The organism is Leisingera sp. M523 (assembly GCF_025141335.1).
Lineage (GTDB): Bacteria > Pseudomonadota > Alphaproteobacteria > Rhodobacterales > Rhodobacteraceae > Leisingera.
In genome coordinates this window covers 2,406,361-2,426,702 of record NZ_CP081036.1, presented here as the reverse complement: position 1 = coordinate 2,426,702, position 20,342 = coordinate 2,406,361, and the positions used below count along the sequence as shown (strand labels likewise).

The window sequence follows — 20,342 nt, the reverse complement described above, 5'->3', positions numbered from 1 at the left end:
GCGGCCTATACGGACCCGCCTTGCACCCGATGAAGAGGTGGTCTGAGGGGGCCGGTCTCCTGGTCTGGTTGTTGCAACGGCTGGAGAATAGCGCGGCGCGGTGAACAAGCGAGGTGGGCAGCGTACGGTGGATGCGCAACGGGGGGATGCTCCCGCCAATTTCGGCAGGCTTTGCCTGCCTGCCAATTGTTGGGCGTGGCACGGGCCTGCGGCCCATGCCCGCGGCCTGTGCCGGGGCAGCGCTTGAAGCCCGGCTTGCACCTGTGCAATGTGCCGCAGAAGCAAATTCATCAAGATGAGGGCAGGCGATGATCCCGGTCAAAGGATATGAGGGCGCCAAGGTGGCGGTGCTGGGGCTGGGCCGTTCGGGGCTGGCGACGGCGCGTGCCCTGCGGGCAGGCGGGGCGGAGGCGGTCTGCTGGGACGACAACCCTGCTGCGCGGGAGACGGCGGAGGCGGAAGGCCTGACCTGCTGCGACCTGCAAAAGGCCGGTGCCTTTGACGGGGTTGCGGCGCTGGTGACCTCGCCCGGTATCCCGCATCTTTATCCCAAGCCCAATCCGGTGATCCGGGCGGCGATGGAGGCGGGGGTACCGGTGGACAATGACATTGGTCTGTTCTTCCGCTCGTTTGCGGATGCCGAATGGCAAATGCATGATCAGCCGCCGCGGGTGGTGGCGGTAACGGGGTCAAACGGCAAATCAACCACGGTGGCGCTGCTGCATCACATCCTGCAGGAGGCGGGGCGCGAGAGCCAGCTGGCGGGCAATATAGGCCGCGGCGTGCTGGATATCGACGCGCCCGGAAATGGCGGTGTGGTGGTGCTGGAGCTGTCGAGCTATCAGACCGAGCTGGCGCGCGCATTGACACCGGATGTGGCGGTGTTCACCAACCTCAGCCCGGATCATCTGGACCGGCATGGCGGTATGGGCGGTTACTTCGCCGCCAAGCGGCGGCTGTTTGCCGAGGGCGGGCCGGACCGTGCGGTGATTGGCATTGACGAGGATGAGGGGCTGTTTCTGGCGGGTCAGCTGTCGGAAGGGGCAGGCGATGACCGGGTGATCCGGGTGTCCGCCGCGCGCAAGCTGACCGGGCCTGGCTGGCAGGTCTTTGCCCGCAAGGGGTTCCTGTCGGAATACCGCAAGGGGCGGCAGGCGGCCTCGATTGATCTGCGCGCCATGACCGGGCTGCCGGGGGCACACAACCACCAGAACGCCTGCGCGGCCTATGCGGCGGCGCGTACCTTGGGGCTGGCGCCGCGGCTGATCGGCGATGCGATGGCGACATTCCCCGGCCTGCCGCACCGCAGCCAGACTATCGCTGAGGCCGGCGGCGTGCGGTATGTGAATGACAGCAAGGCAACCAACGTGGACAGCGCAGTGAAAGCCTTAAGTGCGTTCAGTAACATCCGCTGGATCTGCGGCGGATTGGAGAAGGATGGCGGGCTGGAGGCCTTGAAAGGGCGGGCTGGCAATGTGGTGAAAGCCTATGTGATCGGACGCGAGGCGGCGGGATTTGCGCTGCAGCTGGATGTGCAGGCCGAAGTTTGCACCACCATGGCGGCGGCAGTGGAGCGGGCCATTCAGGACTCGCAGGACGGTGACACCGTGCTGCTGGCGCCGGCCGCTGCGAGTTTCGATCAGTATGACAATTTCGAACAGCGCGGTGAGGATTTCATCGCCGAAGTGAAAGCGCGGCTGGGGTAAAAGGGGCTTCAGGTCTCACCCAAGCGGAAAACCCGCCTCAAACCCGCCTTCACCTGATCTTTGCCTGCCAGAACTGCCGCACGCGCCCAAGAGAAATAGCGGTATCCGCCTGCGGCGGAGCCTCCGCGATTTCTCTTGACCCCGCCCGGCACCCCCGGCCGTTCAAGCTCAAGCGAAGGCGGCTCCGAAGCGGAAAATCCGTGAGGGTCAGCTGTTGGCGGTGGACGGCTTGGTGATCTCCTCTGACAAGAGTTTGAAATAGCCGGGAAGAGTGTCTTGCAGCCGCTGATGGCCGTCGGGTGTCAGCGCGGCTTCTTTGGAGCGCCCGTCGGATGGGTTGTTCGAAAGGGTTATCAGCCCGTCTTTCTGCAACGATTGCAGGGTGCGGGTCATCACCGGTTTTGACACGTCGATCCGCTGGGCGATCTCATTCGGGGTCAGCGAGGTGCGGTCCGGTTCGCGGTCGATCACGATCAGCACTAGGAACCGCAATTGGGACAGCCCGTGGAGGGCAAAATAGGCGTCGAGGCTGCGGATCAGCAGGCTGGCGCGGCGCATCATCATAAGCGCGCTGGTGATATGGTCCGGGTCGGCGCCGTATGCCTTGGCGTAGGTGCCGACCATCTGCTGCGACGGCATATCCTTTAGGAAGAACATGAGGCTCAGGCCAGCGGGGTCATCTTGTGGATTTCCACCGGTGCTGCAAGCCAGGCCTCGTATTTGGCGAAGACCGGCGTGATGTAGTCCGCTGCATAATGTGCCGCCAGGGCGTCGTCGCTGGCCCATTCTTCGTCGAGATAGAAGCAATCGCGATCGCGGCCTTCGGCCAGCAGGAACTTCAGGCAGCCGGGTTCGGCGCGGGTCGGTTCCAGAATATCCAGCAGGCTTTGGCGCACATCCTGCATGTGTTCCGGTTTCGGAGTGATCCTGGCGATCAGTTGGAAGGGGGCGGTCATGGTGTTTCTCCATTTATGTTATCATGGTAACCATATGAGCGGCGCCGCGCAGTGTCAAGGTGGCTTCAGCCGCGGGCGGCGATGGCGGATACGCTTGAGCCGGGCACGACGTGAATGCTGTGGCGGCGCGGTATGGAGTTCTTCCCAAACCAGCCGTCGGCCTGGCGCCGGTTGGCGAAGCGTGGGAGGCTGGTATTGCCAGCGGCAAAGGGTGACGAACCTTTTTCGCCCCGCTGATGGTCTGCGATGTGCCAGAGGTGCTGCCGGAACCGGACCTTGTTGTATCAGGTGAGGTGATCCGGATCCTCTCGGGCGCAGTCAGGATCGAGCTGGCACCCGGCACGCCCGCAGCGCGGATCGCAGGGTCGTGCATGCGCTTGGGGCGTCGCCATGCTGATGCCCTCGCGAGGGGTTCGGATTCTGGCGGCGGCGAAACCGGTGGCTTGCCATTGGGCTCGAATCAATGGCGCCCAAGGCTTGCTCTGTAAAGGCCATGATGGCCCGGCAGGCCCGCACCGCGCCGCTGGCCGCCGGATTCTGAGAATGGTTGCAAAGCCAGCGCCGCCGGATCTCCTCAAAGTCCCGCCTCGAGAGAAGCCGGCCTGCATCCACCGGCAGTGGGCGGGCTGCAGGTCACCCTGTCAGCCGGCCGGCGAAATCCTCCCCTGGAACTTCCGGCCGCCAAGTTGAAAGTCCGGTGCTCTCCAGGCGCCGCTTACGTCAAAGCCTTTGCTCGATGTACTGGAGGTCTGGCTGGCCGCGCAGCTGGCACGGATTCCGGGCAAGTCAGAACTGGCCAAGGCTACACGCGTTGTCACGCGGCCATCCTTGAGCGTGACGCCATCCCGGCCATTCCAATCCGCAAGAACGGGCGGGCGTGGAAGGACGATTAACCTGTCCGTTTTCGAATGCCTGAGAGCTGACACGGTCGAGGAAGCTGAATTCCTGCTTCTCCGTTGTGTCTGGAGCGAGGCGCATGGTGCGATTGTCCCTTTTCTCCTCTGTCTGGGAGACGTAGAGGACGTGCATGAAATATGACGTAATTGTGCTTGGTGCCGGTGCTGCCGGCCTGATGGCAGCCGCGATTGCCGGGCAGGCAGGTGCGCGTGTGCTCCTGCTGGATCATGCAGACAAGGCAGGGAAGAAGATACTGATTTCGGGTGGAGGCCGGTGCAACTTCACCAATATGTGGACCGGGCCGGAATGCTTTCTGTCCGGGAATCCGCATTTCTCCAAGTCCGCTCTCGCACGGTATACCCAGTGGGATTTCCTCGCGCTGGTCGAACGCTACGGCATCGCCTGGCACGAGAAAACCTTGGGGCAGCTCTTCTGCGACGGCTCCGCACGGCAGATTGTAGCGATGCTCCTTGACGAGTGTGCCCGTGGCGGCGTTGATATCCGTCTTTCGACGCAGATCGGCGAGATCGGCCATGGCGACGGGCTCTTCCGCGTTGCCGGAGCGACAGCAGCGAAACTGGTCATCGCCACCGGCGGCCCCTCGATTCCGAAGATGGGGGCTACTGGCATCGCCTACCAGATCGCGCAACGCTTCGGCCTGACGGTAGTGCCGCCGAGACCCGCGCTTGTGCCGTTGACGCTGGGTCCGGACTCACAGGCGTTCCGGGACATTTCCGGCGTTTCCAGCCCGATCACAGCGCGGGTCGGAACGGCCAGTTTCACCGAAGCGGGGCTGTTTACTCACCGGGGGCTGTCGGGGCCTGCTATCTTGCAGGTGTCCTCCTATTGGACCCCCGGCGAACCCGTTGTCCTGACGCTGGTCGACAATGCCCTGGAGGTGCTGCGCGAGGCCCGGCGGCGGGCGCCCCGCTCAAGGCTGAGATCGGCATTGAGCGAGCATCTTCCGAACCGCCTGGCCGAGGTGTTGTCAGCGCGTATCGGATTGGGAAAGGAATTGGGCAACAGTTCCGATGCAGACCTTGAGCGCGCCGCCGGCTACTTGTCGCAGCTGACATTCCACCCCACTGGCACCGAGGGCTATGCGAAGGCAGAGGTGACGGCAGGAGGAATTTCCACGGAGGCGCTGTCCTCGCGCACAATGGAAGCGAAGAACTTACCCGGTCTTTATGTCATCGGCGAGGCTGTCGATGTCACCGGCTGGCTTGGCGGCTATAATTTTCAATGGGCGTGGTCTTCGGGCTGGGCAGCGGGAACAGCAATTGCTGAGCGGCGTGATGGCTGAATGCTGAAACCGCGATCATGCGGCCGCAAAGCGGTTTCGTGCATGGGCTCAGACTGCCAGTTCACCGGATCGGACACCCGCAGCCGGTCTAAGATAAGTCAGCTTTTGCTGCGCCGGGCACGAACTCATGCGCAGCGCTGGGGCGCGCACTATCGGATCAATGAGGAAGCGCCGCGGCTTTTCCTGCAGGCAGCCAAGGCTGCGGGGTAGTGTATTCCAGCCGCCGACTGCGGGCACGAGCTGACAGGACCGTTGGCCGGAGCGCAGCCCTCTTGGCTGACGGTACACCGGTGAAGATGCCAGCCCCCCGTTTAATAGCAGACCAAGACAATGTGTGCCTGGGTCTATGTTCGCGAGCAATGCCGTGATTTTCCGGCTCTTGAAAGGCTTTCTGCCTAGCAACTGTATTGTTCAGACGGCGGGTTCCCGCGGAGCGCCGGCATCGGCTGGCAGCTTCCTGCCTGTCAAGATGGGCGGTCGGCGGTGCGGTGGTTTTCCGCCGAACTGTGTTCTTTTTCTGGCGCCGCGGCTCACGTTTCGTTACAGTTTCTGTGAGACCCCGAAAAATGGGGCGGAACGAGGCATATAGTGGCGGTATTCCCATGACTGAGATGGTCTATGGCGCGGTTCCCGTGCAGGCAGGTGAGCCGATTCTTCCGAAATGGTGGCGGACGCTGGATAAATGGACAATGTCCTGCATCCTGATGCTGTTCGTGATCGGGCTGCTCTTGGGGTTGGCGGCCTCGGTGCCGCTGGCGGAGCGCAACGGGTTCGGCAATTTCCACTATGTGCAGCGGCAGGCGGTTTTTGGCCTGACGGCGCTGACGGCGATGCTGGTGACATCCGTGATGTCGCCGACGCTGGTGCGGCGGCTGGCGGTGCTGGGCTTTGCCCTGGCCTTTGTCGCCTTGGCGTTTTTGCCGATTTTCGGCACCGATTTCGGCAAGGGTGCGGTGCGCTGGTATTCGCTGGGATTTGCCTCCCTGCAGCCGTCGGAGTTCCTGAAGCCCGGCTTTATTGTTGTTGCGGCCTGGATGATTGCCGCCAGCCAGCAGATCAACGGGCCACCCGGCACGCTGATGTCCTTCGCGCTGTGCATGATGGTCGTTATGATGCTGGTTTTGCAGCCGGATTTCGGCCAGGCCAGCCTGATCCTGTTCGGCTGGGGGGTGATGTATTTTGTGGCTGGGGCACCGATGCTACTGCTGGTTTGCATGGCCGCCGTGGTGGTGATGGGGGGCGTCTTTGCCTACAACAGCTCCGAACACTTTGCCCGCCGCATCGACGGCTTCCTGAACCCCGATGTCGATCCGACCACCCAGCTGGGCTATGCCACCAACGCAATCCGCGAGGGCGGGCTGTTTGGTGTTGGCGTCGGCGAAGGGCAGGTGAAATGGTCGCTGCCGGATGCCCATACCGATTTCATCGTTGCCGTCGCGGCCGAGGAATACGGGCTGGTGCTGGTGGCGGTTCTGATTGTGCTTTACGCCTCGATCGTGGTGCGTTCGCTGTTCCGGCTGATGCGGGAGCGCGATATTTTCATCCGTCTCGCAGGCACCGGACTGGTTTGTATGTTCGGCGTTCAGGCAATGATCAACATGGGTGTTGCGGTGCGGCTCTTGCCCGCGAAAGGCATGACTTTGCCGTTTGTCAGCTATGGCGGATCCTCGCTGATTGCCACCGGGATTGCGGTGGGTATGCTCTTGGCCTTTACCCGCACGCGTCCGCAGGGCGGGATTGCGGATTACCTGAACGGCCGCGGCCGCTGAGAGATGTGAAAGAGACCCCCTGGGATGGCACAGAAATTGCTTTTGATGGCCGCTGGCGGAACCGGCGGCCATATGTTTCCGGCACAGGCGCTGGCCGAGATGATGCTGGCGCGCGGCTGGCGGGTGAAACTGTCGACCGACGCGCGGGGCGCGCGCTATACCGCGTCGTTTCCAAGCGCGGTTGAGATTTCGCAAGTGTCCTCGGCCACCTTTGCCCGCGGCGGGCTGCTGGCCAAGGCACTGGCGGGTCCGAAGATTGCCGGCGGCGTGCTGTCGATGGCAATGCAGATGCGCCGCGAACGCCCCGATGCCGTCATCGGTTTTGGCGGCTACCCGTCGATCCCGGCGCTGGGGGCGGCAACGCTGCTGAAGCTGCCGCGGATGATCCATGAGCAGAACGGAGTGCTGGGCCGGGTCAACCAGATCTTTGCCAAACGGGTCGCAGGGGTGGCCTGCGGCACCTGGCCAACCGCGCTGCCCGAAGGTGTCGCGCATGAGCACGTTGGCAACCCGGTGCGCAGCGCGGTAATGGAGCGGGCAGGGGCTGCCTATATCCCGCCGGGCGACTATCCGATGTCGCTCTTGGTGATGGGCGGCAGCCAGGGCGCGCGGATCCTGTCCGACGTGGTGCCCGGGGCTGTGGCTGCGCTGCCGGATCAAATCCGCCGCTATCTGCGGGTGTCGCATCAGGCGCGGGCAGAAGATCTGGACCGGGTCAATGCGTTCTATGCCGAACACGGCATCAACGCCGATGTGCAGACCTTCTTTGCCGACGTGCCTGCGCGGATGTCGGAAGCGCAGCTGGTGATCTCGCGCTCGGGCGCCTCGTCGGTGGCCGATATTTCGATTATCGGGCGGCCCTCCGTCCTGATCCCCTTTGCCGCTGCGGCGGGCGACCACCAAAGCGCCAATGCCCGTGGGCTGGTTGACGCCAATGCAACGGTGGTGATCCCGGAAAGCGCTCTTGATATCCCGGTGCTGGCAGAGCATATGGGCGCAATTCTGAGTAACCCGCGGGCTGCCACGCAAATGTCGGCAGCCGCACTGAGCGTCGGGGTTCCCGATGCCACCGAACGATTGGCGGCACTGGTTGAGCAGCTGGCCGAAGAAGGATAACTGTCATGAACCCTGCAACCAAACTGCCCGGAGACGTCGGCCCGATCCATTTTGTGGGGATCGGCGGCATCGGCATGTCGGGCATCGCCGAGGTGCTGCTGAACCTCGGCTATATGGTGCAGGGGTCGGACCTGAAAACTTCCAAAATCACCGGCCGGCTGGAAGAGCTGGGCGCGCGTATCTTTGTGGGCCAGAAGGCGGAAAACCTGGAGAACGCCGCGGTTGTGGTAATCTCTTCCGCCATCAAACCGGGCAATCCGGAGCTGGACGAGGCCCGTCTTCGCGGCCTGCCGGTGGTGCGCCGCGCCGATATGCTGGCGGAGCTTATGCGGCTCAAATCCAACATCGCCATTGCCGGCACTCATGGCAAGACCACCACCACCACCATGATGGCAGAGCTGATGGTGGCCGGCGGCTTTGACCCGACCATCGTCAACGGCGGCATCATTCACGCCTATGGCTCCAACGCGCGGATGGGGCAGGGCGAATGGATGGTGGTCGAGGCGGATGAGAGCGACGGCTCGTTCAACCGGCTGCCTGCGACCATCGCCGTGGTGACCAATATCGACCCCGAGCATATGGAGCATTGGGGCGACTTTGACACGTTGCGCGATGGGTTCCTGGAGTTTGTCTCAAACATTCCGTTCTACGGTATCGCGGTTTGCTGCACTGACCATCCCGAGGTGCAGGCGCTGATCGGGCGGATTTCCGACCGCCGGGTTGTGACCTATGGTTTCAACGCCCAGGCCGATGTGCGGGCCGAGAACCTGACCTACAAGGGCGGTGTGGCGCATTTTGACGTGCATCTGCAGGCCGAAGGCCGGGTGATCGAGGGCTGCACCCTGCCGATGCCGGGGGATCACAATGTCTCCAACGCGCTGTCCGCCGTGGCGGTCGCGCGGCATCTGGGTATGAACAGTTCCGAAATCCGTGAGGCGCTGGCGGCCTTTGGCGGCGTGAACCGGCGTTTCACCAAGGTGGGCGAGGTGAACGGTGTCACCATCATCGACGACTATGGCCATCACCCGGTGGAGATCGCCGCGGTGCTGAAGGCGGCGCGCCAGGCCAGCGAAGGCCGGGTGATCGCAGTGCATCAGCCGCACCGCTATTCGCGCCTGTCGAACCTGTTCGACGATTTCTGCGCTTGTTTCAACGAGGCGGATGTGGTGGCGATTGCCGAAGTGTTCGCAGCAGGCGAAGACCCGATCGAGGGCGCCGGCCGCGATGATCTGGTTGCCGGGCTGATCCGCCACGGCCACCGCCACGCCCGCGCCATCCTCAGCGAAGAAGACCTGGAGCGTCTGGTGCGCGAGCAGGCGCGTCCCGGCGACATGGTTGTCTGCCTGGGGGCGGGTACGATCAGCACCTGGGCCAACGGCCTGCCTGAACGGCTGGAGCAATGAGAGCAGCAAGGGCAGCAGGTGGCGCTGCCCCCCGCCGCCTGCGGCGGCGTCCCCCGGGATACTTCCGGCCAAAAGAAGATGCCCGCCAGGGCGGCGCGGCATGACGCTGTCCCTGACGCTGGCGGCAGTCTGGGCGCTGACCGCCAATGTGCTGGCGGTGATTCCCAGCCGCGACAATCACTGGCGGCGCGCCTATGTGCTGATTGCACTGGGCATTCCGTTGCTTGGCTATGTCACCTATGAAAACGGCCCCTGGTGGGGGCTGGCGGTGCTGCTGGCAGGCATGTCGGTGCTGCGCTGGCCGGTGATCTATCTGGGGCGGTGGGTAAAGCGCAGGCTGAGCCGCTGACCGGGCAGGAAATCACCGCGCGTTTACGGATTGTTTTCACAGCAAGTGCTACCTACGGGAGATTGTTTTTGTTTCCTGCTGTTGCTCCGGTGTGCGTGTTGCCGGACGTGGAGGTTGGTAGTGATCGCTGTAATTGCAATTTGGATGGCCTTTGGGGCCGTTTGGCTGATTGGCTTCTATTATCTAGCCCGGTTCAAGTGGTACCGGCTGGCGCAAGCTTTGGTGTTGCTCTGGGGGCTTATGCTGATCTGGCTGTCTCAGGACCGGTTTCACGAAAATCATGACCACGGCGCCGCGTTCACCCTTTATTTCGATGGCCATCTTGTATACGGACTGTGCGCGTTTATTGGCTGGAAGCTGGGGCGGCAAAAACGATGGCGGAGCAAACTGAAATCATCCTTCCGGCGGTTCGCGGGCGCCTTTCCCAGCAGAAACCGCTGGCGGAGCTGACCTGGCTGCGGGTTGGCGGCCCGGCGGACCATCTGTTCCAGCCTGCGGATATAGACGATCTGGCAGAATTCCTGCGCCGGCTGGACCCGGCGGTGCCGGTGTTCCCGATGGGGGTGGGGTCGAACCTGATTGTGCGCGATGGCGGCATGCGCGCGGTGGTGATCCGGCTGGGCCGCGGCTTTAACGGGGTTTCGGTTGACGGGGATACCGTCACCGCCGGTGCGGCGGCGCTGGATGCCCATGTTGCAAAACGTGCGGCGGATGCAGGTGTTGACCTGACCTTCCTGCGCACTATCCCCGGTTCGATCGGCGGTGCGGTGCGGATGAACGCGGGCTGTTACGGCAGCTATACTGCGGATGTGTTTGTGTCGGCCACCATCGTGACCCGCGAGGGCGAGATCCGCGAGATTACCGCGCAGGAGCTGGATTTCCAGTACCGCCAGACCGCTTTCCCAGAGGGCGCGGTGCTGGTCCATGCCACTTTGCGCGGTCCCAAGGGCGATCCAGAGGACTTGCATGCCCGGATGGAGGCACAGCTGCAAAAGCGCGATGAGAGCCAGCCGACCCGCGACCGTTCGGCCGGCTCTACCTTCCGCAATCCGGTGGGGTTTTCATCCACGGGCCGTGCGGATGACGTGCATGACCTGAAGGCCTGGAAGGTGATCGACAACGCCGGCATGCGCGGCGCAAGGCGCGGCGGTGCGCAGATGAGCGGGAAACACTCCAACTTCCTTATCAACACGGGTGGCGCAACTGCCGCAGATCTGGAAGGTCTGGGCGAAGATGTGCGGAAAAAGGTTTACGAAGATTCCGGCATCACGCTAGAGTGGGAAATCATGCGGATTGGTGATCCGCTTCCCGAACAGCTGTCCGAATAACTGGAAAACCTGAGTGCTGACAAAGGCTTCGCTTGCCGCAGCTAGAGGTGACCCTAAAGCTCCGGAGGGGCGCGGGCAGCGGCAATTGATAAACGTGGTAAAAGCATCATTAACGCCCCGGTAAGATTTTGGGCGGTAGGGTGCCGAAGAGGCGGCAATTCTATGCCGATGCACAGGGCGGATGCCCAGCAGAATCCGGGGCGGATGCCCAGCAGAATCCGGGGCAGGCTGCCCCGCAAAAATCAGCCGGATCTAACCGGCGCAAGGACATAATGCGGGCCTGTTCCAGGCTCCAAGAAACAGGGGCGCAAAGCCCTGCATGTATTGAGGCGCTTCGTGGTGAGTAAGTCGAGCAGGACACTCCCGAAAGTCGCGGTGCTGATGGGTGGCCCGTCAGCCGAACGCGACGTATCGCTGTCCAGCGGCCGTGAATGCACGGTTGCTTTGCGCGGTGAGGGGTTCGAGGTTATTGAGATTGATGCGGGCCGGGACCTGCACGCGCGTCTGGCGGATATCAAACCGGATGTGGTGTTCAACGCGTTGCACGGGCGCTGGGGCGAGGACGGCTGCGTGCAGGGCGTGCTGGAATGGCTGGGGCTGCCCTATACCCATTCCGGGGTGCTGGCCTCGGCGCTGGCAATGGACAAGCAGCGCTCCAAGGAAGTGTACCGTGCCGCCGGGCTGCCGGTTGTCGAAAGCGGGCTGTTTGCCAAGGCCGACGTGATGGCGGGCCATGTGATGGCGCCGCCCTATGTGGTGAAACCCAATAATGAAGGCTCTAGCGTCGGCATCTATATCGTGCATGAGGCCGCCAACGGCCCGCCGCAGCTGTCGGAGCAGATGCCTGCCGAAGTGATGGTTGAGACCTACGCGCCGGGCCGCGAGCTGACCACCACCGTGGTTGGGGACAAGGCGCTGACCGTGACCGATATACTGACAGACGGCTGGTATGATTACGACGCCAAATACAAACCGGGCGGATCGCGCCATGTGCTGCCCGCGGATTTGCCGCGGGAAATCCATGACCTGTGCCTGGAATATGCCCTGAAGGCGCATGAGGTGCTGGGCTGCCGCGGCGTGAGCCGCACCGATTTCCGCTGGGACGAGGCGCGCGGCGCCGGCGGGCTGATCCTGTTGGAGACCAACACCCAGCCCGGTATGACACCGACCTCGCTGGTGCCGGAGCAGGCCGCACATCTGGGCATGACTTTCGGCGAACTCTGCGCCTGGATGGTGGAGGATGCCTCATGCAACCGCTGAAGGGGCGCTTGCGCCGCAGCGGCGGCGGTGGCGAGGGGCGGGCGGATCCGGCGCCGTCGCGGCTGAAGTACCGGCTGCAGCGCTGGATGCTGACGCCGGGTATCCGGTTCGGCCTGCGCGTCGGGGTGCCGTTCTGCCTGATTTTTGCAGCCGGCAGCGCCTATCTGGCGGATGAGAGCCGCCGGGCGGCGCTGCAGGGGCTGGTCAGCGATGCCCGCGCCGCAATCGAGGAGCGGCCCGAGTTCATGGTCAATGTGATGGCGGTGGACGGGGCGGGCTCAAGCGTGGCGCAGGACATCCGCGTGGTGGTGCCGGCAGATTTTCCCGTCAGCTCCTTTGATCTGGATCTGGAGCAGATCCGCGATGTGATCACCGGGCTGGACCCGGTCAAGACTGCAAGCGTGCGTATCCGCCCCGGCGGCATCCTGCAGGTGGACGTCGAGGAACGCACGCCGGCGCTGATCTGGCGCAACCGCGAGGGGCTGGCGCTGCTGGATGAGAATGGCATTCACGTGGCCGAGTTGGGCCGCCGCAACCTGCACCCGGACCTGCCGCTGATCGCGGGCAAGGGGGCCGGGCAACATGCGGCACAGGCGCTGCGGCTGTTTGCAGCGGCCAAACCGCTGGGGCCGCGGCTGCGCGGGCTGGTCCGGGTGGGCGAGCGGCGCTGGGACGTGGTGCTGGACCGCAAGCAGAGGATCATGCTGCCGGCCGAGCAGCCGGTGCGGGCGCTGGAGCGGGTGCTGGCGGTAAGTGAAGTGCAGGATTTGCTGGAACGCGATGTGGCAGCGGTGGATATGCGCCTGGCTGGGCGCCCGACCGTGCGTATGACCGAAAACTCAGTGGAAAACTGGTGGCGGATCCGGCAGCTGAATGGGGGCGGGCAGTAGCATGACAGATCTCTATCAATCTCAGCGGGCGATGCGGCAGATGCGACGCCAGGCGATGCAGCGCGGCGTGGTGGCCATTTTAGACGTGGGCAGCTCCAAGATCGCTTGCCTGGTGCTGCGGTTCGACGGCAGCGGACGGCTGAGCGAGGACGGCTCTATCGGCGCCTTGGCCGGGCAGTCGGGGTTCCGGGTGATCGGGGCGGCAACCACGCGGTCGCGCGGGGTTCAGTTCGGCGAAATCAACGCCATGCAGGAGACCGAACGCGCCATCCGCACCGCAGTGCAGGCCGCACAGAAGATGGCAGAGGTGCGGGTCGATCACGTGATCGCCTGTTTCTCGGGCGCCAATCCGCGCTCATACGGGCTGGATGCCAAGCTGGATCTTGAGGGGCAGGTGGTCTCGGAGCATGAGGTGGCGCAGGTGCTGGCCTCCTGCGAGGTGCCGGAATACGGCGCGGGCCGCGAGGTAATACATGCGCAGCCGGTGAACTTTGCGCTGGATAACCGGTCCGGCCTGGGGGATCCGCGCGGTCAGATGGGTCAGACGCTGGCAGTCGACATGCATATGCTGACGGTGGATGCCATCGCGGTGCAAAACCTGGTGCGCTGCATCCAGCGCTGCGATCTGGAACTGGCGGGGATTGCCTCCTCGGCCTATGCCTCGGGGTTTTCGGCACTGGTCGAGGACGAGCAGGAACTGGGAGCGGCGTGTATCGATATGGGCGGCGGCTCCACCTCGATCTCGGTCTTTATGAAGAAACACATGATCTACGCCGACGCGGTGCGTCTGGGCGGCGATCACATCACCAGCGACATTTCGATGGGGCTGGGGGTGCCGCTGACCAACGCGGAGCGGATCAAGACCTTTTGCGGCGGGGTGCATGCCACCGGTGCCGACGACCGCGACATGATCGACATCGGCGGTGATACCGGCGATTGGGAACATGACCGGCGCACTGTCAGCCGCGCCGAGCTGATCGGCATCATGCGGCCCCGCGTCGAAGAAATCCTGGAAGAGGTGCGGGCACGGCTGGATGCGGCGGGTTTCGAATATCTCCCCAGCCAGCAGATCGTGCTGACCGGCGGCTCCAGCCAGATCATGGGGCTGGACGGGCTGGCCAGCCGCATCCTGGGCCAGCAGGTGCGTCTGGGGCGGCCCTTGCGCGTTCACGGCCTGCCGCAATCGGCGACCGGGCCGGGCTTTGCCTCAGCCGTGGGGCTGTGCCTGTTTGCGGCCCATCCGCAGGACGAATGGTGGGACTTCGAGATGCCCGCCAGCCGTCATCCGGCGGGCACTTTGGGCCGTGCTGTGCGCTGGTTCCGGGACAACTGGTAAGCCGCTTTTCAATTCTGCCAGACGGGTCAAACAGGGCGTGACAGCGCCGGCAGGACCCGTTAGGTTGTTCTTAACGTCCGCGGCAAACGCGGCGATTCAGCAGGCCGGGCAGTGGCCAGCCACGTATCAGGAAAGATGTCTTCTGCAAAAGTGATTTTGCGGAGGCTGCAGCTGTGTTGTGTGTGGCTTGTGCTGGATCCCCCATATCTGCTAGGGACGGCGAAATACCGCGGTTTAGACCTCAGAATGAGGCCGTATTTTGTGGCACATTGTGCTTTTTGGGATGACGAAACTCCCTCTGCGCGGTAGGATTATGGTGAATAGCACAGGAAAAAGCCCTTTGCGGGAAGGGCGGGTAACACAGGCGGTATGAGCATGACGTTGAATCTTTCGATGCCCGGGCAAGAAGAGTTAAAGCCGAAGATCACGGTATTTGGTGTCGGCGGGGCCGGCGGCAACGCCGTCAACAACATGATTGCCAAGGAATTGGACGGCGTTGAATTCGTCGTGGCCAACACCGACGCGCAGGCGCTGCAACAGGCCTCGGCCAAGAGCCGTATCCAGCTGGGTGTGAAGGTGACCGAAGGACTGGGCGCAGGCGCCCGTCCGCAGGTGGGCTCGGCTGCGGCTGAGGAAAGCATTGAGCAGATCGTCGACCATCTGGCCGGCGCGCATATGTGCTTTATCACTGCCGGCATGGGCGGCGGCACCGGCACCGGTGCTGCACCGATCATCGCGCAGGCCGCGCGGGAACTGGGCGTGCTGACCGTCGGCGTTGTCACCAAGCCGTTCCAGTTCGAGGGGCTCAAGCGGATGCGCCAGGCCGAAGCGGGGGTCGAAAGCCTGCAGAAGGTTGTCGATACGCTGATCATCATTCCGAACCAGAACCTGTTCCGTCTGGCCAACGAGAAGACCACCTTCACCGAGGCGTTCTCGATGGCGGATGACGTGCTGTATCAGGGTGTCAAAGGCGTGACTGACCTGATGGTGCGCCCGGGCCTGATCAACCTCGACTTTGCTGACGTGCGCGCGGTGATGGACGAGATGGGCAAGGCGATGATGGGCACCGGCGAGGGCGAGGGCGAGGACCGCGCGGTGCAGGCCGCCGAAAAGGCGATTGCCAATCCGCTGCTGGACGAAATCAGCCTGCGCGGCGCGCGCGGCGTGCTGATCAACATCACCGGCTCGCACGATTTGACCCTGTTTGAACTGGACGAGGCCGCCAACCGTATCCGCGAGGAAGTGGATCCGGATGCCAACATCATCGTCGGCTCGACCCTGGACACCGGTATGGAAGGCAAGATGCGGGTCTCCGTTGTTGCCACCGGTATCGACGCGGTGGATGTGAACACCGAAATGCCGGTGCCGCGCCGTCCGATGTCGGCACCGCTGCGCCAGACCGTCAGTGTCGAAGACACCCGTCCGGCGCCGCTGGAGCTGGAAACCCCGGTTGCCCAGCCCGCAGCCGCGGCTGCCCCGGCCCCGGAGCCTGTTCAGCCCGAAGCTGCCGCGCAGTTGGAAGAGCCTTCGCTGTTCGAAGAGATGAACGCGCAGCAGGCCGCCGCACAGGAGCAGGCTGAAGACATTTTTGAAGAGCCGGAACTGGTGGACAACGACGGCCTGCCGCCGCCGGCCTATCAGCCGCAGGTTCCGGAATTCCGCCCGCAGGCAACAGCACCCGAGCCGCAGCCCGATGCTTTTGTGGCGCCGCGGGCACCGGCTCCGGGCACCCCGTCGCCGCAAGCGCTGGAGCGTCTGCAGGCGGCAGCGCAGCGGGTTCAGCAGCCGCGTGCGGCGGCGGCCCCGGCCGCACCGGCACCGCAGCAGCAACAGCAGCAGAATGCACAGCAGCAGCCCGACGGGCAGCGCCGCTTTGGGCTGAATTCCCTGATCCACCGGATGACCGGCACAGCCGACGCTCCGGCAGGCAAACAGCCGCCGCAGGCCGCACGCCAGCAGCCGGCCATGCAGGCCCCGGCCGCCGCAGCCCAGCAGCAACCGGTGCAGGCGCAGCAGCATGACCCGGACCAGGAACGCATCGAAATCCCCGCTTTCCTGCGCCGCCAAGCAAACTGACGGATCACAAAACAGATTGCAAAAGCCGCCTTCGGGCGGCTTTTTATTTTTGTATTTCAGCCAATTGCGCGATTTTGAGCGGTGTTTTGCTTATCTGTTACAGCCATGTTTCAATCCGTTACAAAGATTGAGTTGTAGGTTTTTTTGCAAAACCTTAACTCTCGTTCGCAACACGGTCCCATGAGGCCGGAAACAGTGGAACGAGGCGCAACGTGCAGAATACGCTCAAAGCATCGGTAGCATTTGAAGGGCCCGGCCTGCATTCCGGCCAGCCTGCACGCATGGTCCTGATCCCGGCTCCGGCAGGGCATGGCATCGTCTTCAAGCGCACCGACATTGCATTGGGCAACACCCTGGTTCCGGCGCGCTGGGACTTGGTTGAGCGCAGCCCGCTGTGCACCCGGCTGATCAACACCTCCGGCGTCAGCGTTTCCACCGTGGAACACATCATGGCCGCATTGGCCGGTTGCGGCGTGCACAACGCGCTGATCGAAATCGACGGGCCGGAAGTGCCGATCGTTGACGGCTCCTCGGCACCGTTTGTGCGCGGTATCATGCAATACGGCGTGCGCCGGCTGGGCGTGCCGATCATGGCATATGAAGTACTGAAGCCGGTGACAGTGGAGAAAGACGGCGCCCGTGCCACTCTGCTGCCCAGCGACCGGCTGAGCATTGAATTCCATATCGACTTTGCCGAGGCCGCCATCGGCCGTCAGAGCAAGGTTCTGGATATGCGCAACGGCAGCTTTGCACGCGAGCTGTGCGACAGCCGCACCTTCTGCCGTCAGGCAGACGTGGAAGCGATGCAGGCCAATGGCCTCGCCCTGGGCGGTGTGCCGGGCGAAAACGCCGTTGTGTTTGACGGAGAACGGGTTGAGAGCGGCGCAGGCCTGCGCCATTCGGATGAGCCTGTGCGCCACAAGATGCTGGATGCTTTGGGGGATCTGGCGCTGGCTGGGGGGCCGATCTTGGGGCGGTATGTTGGCGAGCGCGCGGGGCATGCGCTGACCAACACATTGCTGCGTGCCCTGTTTGCGGAGCCGGGCGCGGTCCGGGCCGTCGCCTGCGATGCAGCGATGACCGCGCGGCTGCCGGGGCAGGGTCTGATCTGGTCGGAAATCCCGGCCGAACAGCGGCGCGTGGCATAAGGCAAAAAACCAGGAACGAGCGGCAGACTGGCCCGGGGCGTGAGTGTCCCGGGTCTTTTCCTGTGCTGAGGGCGGCAGAAGGGGACAGGAACAGCAGGGCGGACTTGACCATTGCCCGCTTTCTCTGCCATGTGAACGCGGAAGTGGCGAAAGGCGTTTTGCACGCCATTTGAATGTGCTAGAGACGGCATAACCGGGGCGGACACCCGTAAGTTAAAGACGGTGAGGTTAGGCACTATGAACGGCATCAGGGCGGGAGCCAAAACCCTCGGCGCGGTCCTTCTGATGGCGGCCCTTGCGGGCTGCGGCGGAGACGGCGGCGCGGTCAAGAAAGGCGAGTCGCTGGAAGCCTTCACGCCCGAGCAGATCTATGGGCGCGGCGAGTTTGAGCTGGCCCAGAAACAGCCCAAGGACGCGGCCTATTACTTCTCCGAGATCGAGCGCCTGTATCCCTATTCCGAATGGGCCAAGCAGGCGGTGATCATGCAGGCCTTTGCCTATCACAGCACCAAGGATTACGAGAACAGCCGCGCAGCCGCGCAGCGGTTCATCGATTTCTACCCGGCGGATGAAGATGCGGCCTATGCCCAGTATCTGCTTGCCCTCAGCTATTATGACCAGATCGACGAGGTGGGCCGCGACCAGGGCCTGACTTTCCAGGCGCTGCAGGCGCTGCGCACGGTGATCGAGGTCTATCCCGACAGCGAATATGCCACCTCGGCGATCCTGAAATTCGACCTGGCCTTTGACCATCTGGCGGGCAAGGAAATGGAGATCGGCCGCTATTATCTGCGCCGGGGCCATTACACGTCGGCCATCAACCGGTTCCGGGTGGTGGTTGAGGATTTCCAGACCACCAGCCACACAGCCGAAGCGCTGCACCGGCTGGTTGAGGGGTATTTGTCGCTGGGCCTGACCGACGAGGCGCAGACCGCGGGTGCCATTCTGGGCCATAACTTCCAGTCCACCGAATGGTATGACAGCAGCTATAAGCTGCTGACTGCAAACGGGCTTAAAATGCGGGACCGCGGCAATAACTGGCTGAGCCAGATCTACCGTCAGACGGTCAAAGGGCAGTGGTTGTAACGGCTGCTGCTGCACGGAGGCGGGGCTATGCTGCGCGCGCTTGATATCCGGGATATCCTGATCATTGATCATCTGGAGCTGAACTTTCAGCCCGGTCTCAATGTGCTGACCGGCGAGACCGGCGCCGGCAAATCCATTCTTCTGGACAGTCTGGGGTTTGTGCTGGGCTGGCGCGGCCGGGCCGAGCTGGTACGCCAGGGCGCCGCGCAAGGCGAGGTTCTGGCCGAGTTCGACCTGGCCAAGGGCCACCCGGCGCATGCCATTCTGGAAGAGGCCGGCCTGCCGGGCGGCGAGACGCTGATCCTGCGCCGGGTGAACACGGCGGAAGGGCGCAAGACCGCTTGGGTCAACGACCGGCGCTGCTCGGGCGAGGTGCTGCGGGCGCTGTCGGAAACCCTGGTGGAGCTGCACGGCCAGCATGACGACCGGGGGCTTTTGAACCCGCGCGGGCATATGGCGCTGCTGGATCAATATGCCAATGTGCAGGGGCTGCTGGCCGCGGTGCGGGCGGCCTGGACCGGCGCGGCCAAGGCGCGCAAGACCGTCGGGGCCACGCGGGCGGCATTGGATGCGGTGCGGGCCGAGGAGGAGTTCCTGCGCCATGCGGTGGGCGAGCTGGACAAGCTGGACCCGCAACCGGGCGAAGACGATGCATTGGATACCCGCCGCCGCCAGATGCAGGCGGCAGAGCGCATCCGCGGCGACATCACCCGCGCGCATTCCCTGCTGAGCGACGGTGCCGAGGGGGCCATGGGTGAAGCACAGCGCTGGCTTGAGGGTGTTGCCAGCCAGGAAAGCGATACCGGGCTGGAGGAACCGCTGGCGGCCCTTAGCCGCGCGATGATCGAGCTGGGCGATGCCCAGGACGGGGTTGAGCGGGTGCTGGGCTATCTGGAATTCAATCCGGGTGAGCTGGAGGACTGCGAAGAACGGCTTTTTGCCATTCGCGGCCTGGCGCGCAAGCATGATGTGCAGGCGGATGAGCTGGCCGGCTATGCCGAAACCCTGCGCAGCAAGCTGGCGGCACTGGATGCCGGCGATCAGGACTTGGCCGATCAGGAGGCCGCATTGAAGGCCGCCGAGGCGGCCTATACCCAAGCCGCAGAACAACTGAGTGCCGCCCGCCGGGAAAGCGCTGCGGCGCTGGATCAGGCGGTGATGGCGGAACTGGCGCCGCTCAAGATGGAACGGGCGGTGTTTGAAACCCGCATTTCCAGCTGCGCACCGGGGCCCGAGGGCATTGACGCGGTGGCCTTTACCGTTGCCACCAATCCGGGCGCCCCGGCAGGGGCCTTGAACAAGATCGCCTCGGGCGGGGAACTCAGCCGGTTTTTGCTGGCCTTGAAGGTCTGCCTGCGCGGCGAGGATGTCAGCAAGACCTTGATTTTCGATGAAATTGACCGCGGTGTCGGCGGCGCGACTGCGGATGCCGTGGGCCGCCGCCTGCGCAGTCTGGCGGCCAGCGGCCAGGTGCTGGTAGTGACCCATTCGCCGCAGGTGGCGGCGCTTGGCGGCCATCACTGGCAGGTGCGCAAACAGGTGGTGGACGGCATGACCCTGTCGCAGGTGGTGCCGCTGGCCGATACTGCGCGGGTGGATGAGCTTGCCCGTATGGTGTCGGGTGATACTATCACCGAAGAAGCCCGCGCTGCCGCCCGCGCATTGCTGGCCGGGTGACCAGCCGGATTACTGCGGCCGGAAAACTGTCGCGGGTGAGGG

17 protein-coding genes are annotated in these 20,342 nt (G+C 63.8%); 15 read left to right on the top strand and 2 right to left on the bottom strand.

Annotation, left to right across the window (positions count from 1 at the left end):
• Positions 1–308 precede the first annotated feature (308 nt).
• Entirely contained in the window at positions 309–1,706 is a 1,398-nt protein-coding gene (gene murD / locus K3557_RS11920; protein ID WP_259994080.1) for a UDP-N-acetylmuramoyl-L-alanine--D-glutamate ligase, read from the top strand.
• A gap of 207 nt (positions 1,707–1,913) precedes the next feature.
• On the opposite strand, the gene K3557_RS11915 is transcribed toward murD, so the two are convergent.
• Positions 1,914–2,363 (bottom strand): MarR family winged helix-turn-helix transcriptional regulator, encoded by a 450-nt coding sequence (locus K3557_RS11915; protein ID WP_259985841.1) that lies wholly within the window; start codon positions 2,361–2,363, stop codon positions 1,914–1,916.
• Positions 2,364–2,368: 5 nt separating this feature from the next.
• Complete coding sequence (locus K3557_RS11910; protein WP_259994079.1) at positions 2,369–2,662, bottom strand: putative quinol monooxygenase; 294 nt, start codon at positions 2,660–2,662, stop codon at positions 2,369–2,371.
• A gap of 1,027 nt (positions 2,663–3,689) precedes the next feature.
• Between K3557_RS11910 and K3557_RS11905 the strand changes: the two genes are divergently transcribed.
• The 14 genes from K3557_RS11905 to recN all read left to right on the top strand — a co-directional run bounded on the left by K3557_RS11905 (position 3,690) and on the right by recN (position 20,300).
• A complete protein-coding gene (locus tag K3557_RS11905) occupies positions 3,690–4,862 on the top strand; it encodes an NAD(P)/FAD-dependent oxidoreductase (RefSeq protein ID WP_259994078.1) in 1,173 nt (390 codons plus the stop codon).
• Between the two features lie 602 nt (positions 4,863–5,464).
• On the top strand, positions 5,465–6,631 hold the full coding sequence (gene ftsW / locus K3557_RS11900; protein ID WP_129371473.1) for a putative lipid II flippase FtsW: 1,167 nt from the start codon (positions 5,465–5,467) through the stop codon (positions 6,629–6,631).
• Between the two features lie 24 nt (positions 6,632–6,655).
• On the top strand, positions 6,656–7,747 hold the full coding sequence (locus K3557_RS11895; RefSeq protein ID WP_259994077.1) for a UDP-N-acetylglucosamine--N-acetylmuramyl-(pentapeptide) pyrophosphoryl-undecaprenol N-acetylglucosamine transferase: 1,092 nt from the start codon (positions 6,656–6,658) through the stop codon (positions 7,745–7,747).
• Positions 7,748–7,752: 5 nt separating this feature from the next.
• On the top strand, positions 7,753–9,150 hold the full coding sequence (gene murC / locus K3557_RS11890) for a UDP-N-acetylmuramate--L-alanine ligase (RefSeq protein ID WP_259994075.1): 1,398 nt from the start codon (positions 7,753–7,755) through the stop codon (positions 9,148–9,150).
• Positions 9,151–9,250: 100 nt separating this feature from the next.
• A complete protein-coding gene (locus K3557_RS11885; RefSeq protein ID WP_259994073.1) occupies positions 9,251–9,499 on the top strand; it encodes a DUF2484 family protein in 249 nt (82 codons plus the stop codon).
• A 120-nt stretch (positions 9,500–9,619) separates the two neighbouring features.
• A complete protein-coding gene (locus K3557_RS11880) occupies positions 9,620–9,949 on the top strand; it encodes a hypothetical protein (RefSeq protein ID WP_259994072.1) in 330 nt (109 codons plus the stop codon).
• Positions 9,874–10,827: a UDP-N-acetylmuramate dehydrogenase gene (gene murB, locus K3557_RS11875; RefSeq protein WP_259994071.1), complete on the top strand. Its 954-nt coding sequence runs from the start codon at positions 9,874–9,876 to the stop codon at positions 10,825–10,827. Before K3557_RS11880 ends, murB begins: the two co-directional genes overlap by 76 nt.
• Positions 10,828–11,208: 381 nt before the next feature.
• On the top strand, positions 11,209–12,087 hold the full coding sequence (locus K3557_RS11870; RefSeq protein WP_259994070.1) for a D-alanine--D-alanine ligase: 879 nt from the start codon (positions 11,209–11,211) through the stop codon (positions 12,085–12,087).
• Complete coding sequence (locus tag K3557_RS11865; protein WP_259994069.1) at positions 12,075–12,977, top strand: cell division protein FtsQ/DivIB; 903 nt, start codon at positions 12,075–12,077, stop codon at positions 12,975–12,977. The genes K3557_RS11870 and K3557_RS11865 overlap by 13 nt, the downstream gene beginning before the upstream one ends.
• Before the next feature lies 1 nt (position 12,978).
• Positions 12,979–14,313 (top strand): cell division protein FtsA, encoded by a 1,335-nt coding sequence (gene ftsA / locus K3557_RS11860; protein ID WP_259985811.1) that lies wholly within the window; start codon positions 12,979–12,981, stop codon positions 14,311–14,313.
• Between the two features lie 375 nt (positions 14,314–14,688).
• Positions 14,689–16,389 carry a cell division protein FtsZ gene (gene ftsZ / locus K3557_RS11855; RefSeq protein WP_259994067.1) on the top strand — a complete coding sequence of 567 codons (1,701 nt, stop codon included), beginning with the start codon at positions 14,689–14,691 and terminating at the stop codon, positions 16,387–16,389.
• A gap of 212 nt (positions 16,390–16,601) precedes the next feature.
• Entirely contained in the window at positions 16,602–17,537 is a 936-nt protein-coding gene (lpxC, locus tag K3557_RS11850; protein WP_134829503.1) for a UDP-3-O-acyl-N-acetylglucosamine deacetylase, read from the top strand.
• Positions 17,538–17,774: 237 nt separating this feature from the next.
• Entirely contained in the window at positions 17,775–18,623 is an 849-nt protein-coding gene (locus K3557_RS11845; RefSeq protein WP_129371463.1) for an outer membrane protein assembly factor BamD, read from the top strand.
• A 27-nt stretch (positions 18,624–18,650) separates the two neighbouring features.
• On the top strand, positions 18,651–20,300 hold the full coding sequence (gene recN / locus K3557_RS11840) for a DNA repair protein RecN (RefSeq protein ID WP_259994066.1): 1,650 nt from the start codon (positions 18,651–18,653) through the stop codon (positions 20,298–20,300).
• The last annotated feature ends 42 nt before the right edge of the window (positions 20,301–20,342 follow it).

Excerpts from the sequence above, each read along its gene's own strand:
- murB (WP_259994071.1), top strand. The coding sequence starts at position 9,874 with ATGGCGGAGCAAACTGAAATCATCCTTCCGGCGGTTCGCGGGCGCCTT.
- K3557_RS11905 (WP_259994078.1), top strand. The coding sequence starts at position 3,690 with ATGAAATATGACGTAATTGTGCTTGGTGCCGGTGCTGCCGGCCTGATG.
- recN (WP_259994066.1), top strand. The coding sequence starts at position 18,651 with ATGCTGCGCGCGCTTGATATCCGGGATATCCTGATCATTGATCATCTG.
- murD (WP_259994080.1), top strand. The coding sequence starts at position 309 with ATGATCCCGGTCAAAGGATATGAGGGCGCCAAGGTGGCGGTGCTGGGG.
- K3557_RS11845 (WP_129371463.1), top strand. The coding sequence starts at position 17,775 with ATGAACGGCATCAGGGCGGGAGCCAAAACCCTCGGCGCGGTCCTTCTG.
- K3557_RS11915 (WP_259985841.1), bottom strand. The coding sequence starts at position 2,363 with ATGTTCTTCCTAAAGGATATGCCGTCGCAGCAGATGGTCGGCACCTAC.
- ftsW (WP_129371473.1), top strand. The coding sequence starts at position 5,465 with ATGACTGAGATGGTCTATGGCGCGGTTCCCGTGCAGGCAGGTGAGCCG.
- ftsA (WP_259985811.1), top strand. The coding sequence starts at position 12,979 with ATGACAGATCTCTATCAATCTCAGCGGGCGATGCGGCAGATGCGACGC.
- K3557_RS11910 (WP_259994079.1), bottom strand. The coding sequence starts at position 2,662 with ATGACCGCCCCCTTCCAACTGATCGCCAGGATCACTCCGAAACCGGAA.
- K3557_RS11865 (WP_259994069.1), top strand. The coding sequence starts at position 12,075 with ATGCAACCGCTGAAGGGGCGCTTGCGCCGCAGCGGCGGCGGTGGCGAG.
- K3557_RS11885 (WP_259994073.1), top strand. The coding sequence starts at position 9,251 with ATGACGCTGTCCCTGACGCTGGCGGCAGTCTGGGCGCTGACCGCCAAT.
- K3557_RS11895 (WP_259994077.1), top strand. The coding sequence starts at position 6,656 with ATGGCACAGAAATTGCTTTTGATGGCCGCTGGCGGAACCGGCGGCCAT.
- murC (WP_259994075.1), top strand. The coding sequence starts at position 7,753 with ATGAACCCTGCAACCAAACTGCCCGGAGACGTCGGCCCGATCCATTTT.
- K3557_RS11870 (WP_259994070.1), top strand. The coding sequence starts at position 11,209 with ATGGGTGGCCCGTCAGCCGAACGCGACGTATCGCTGTCCAGCGGCCGT.
- ftsZ (WP_259994067.1), top strand. The coding sequence starts at position 14,689 with ATGACGTTGAATCTTTCGATGCCCGGGCAAGAAGAGTTAAAGCCGAAG.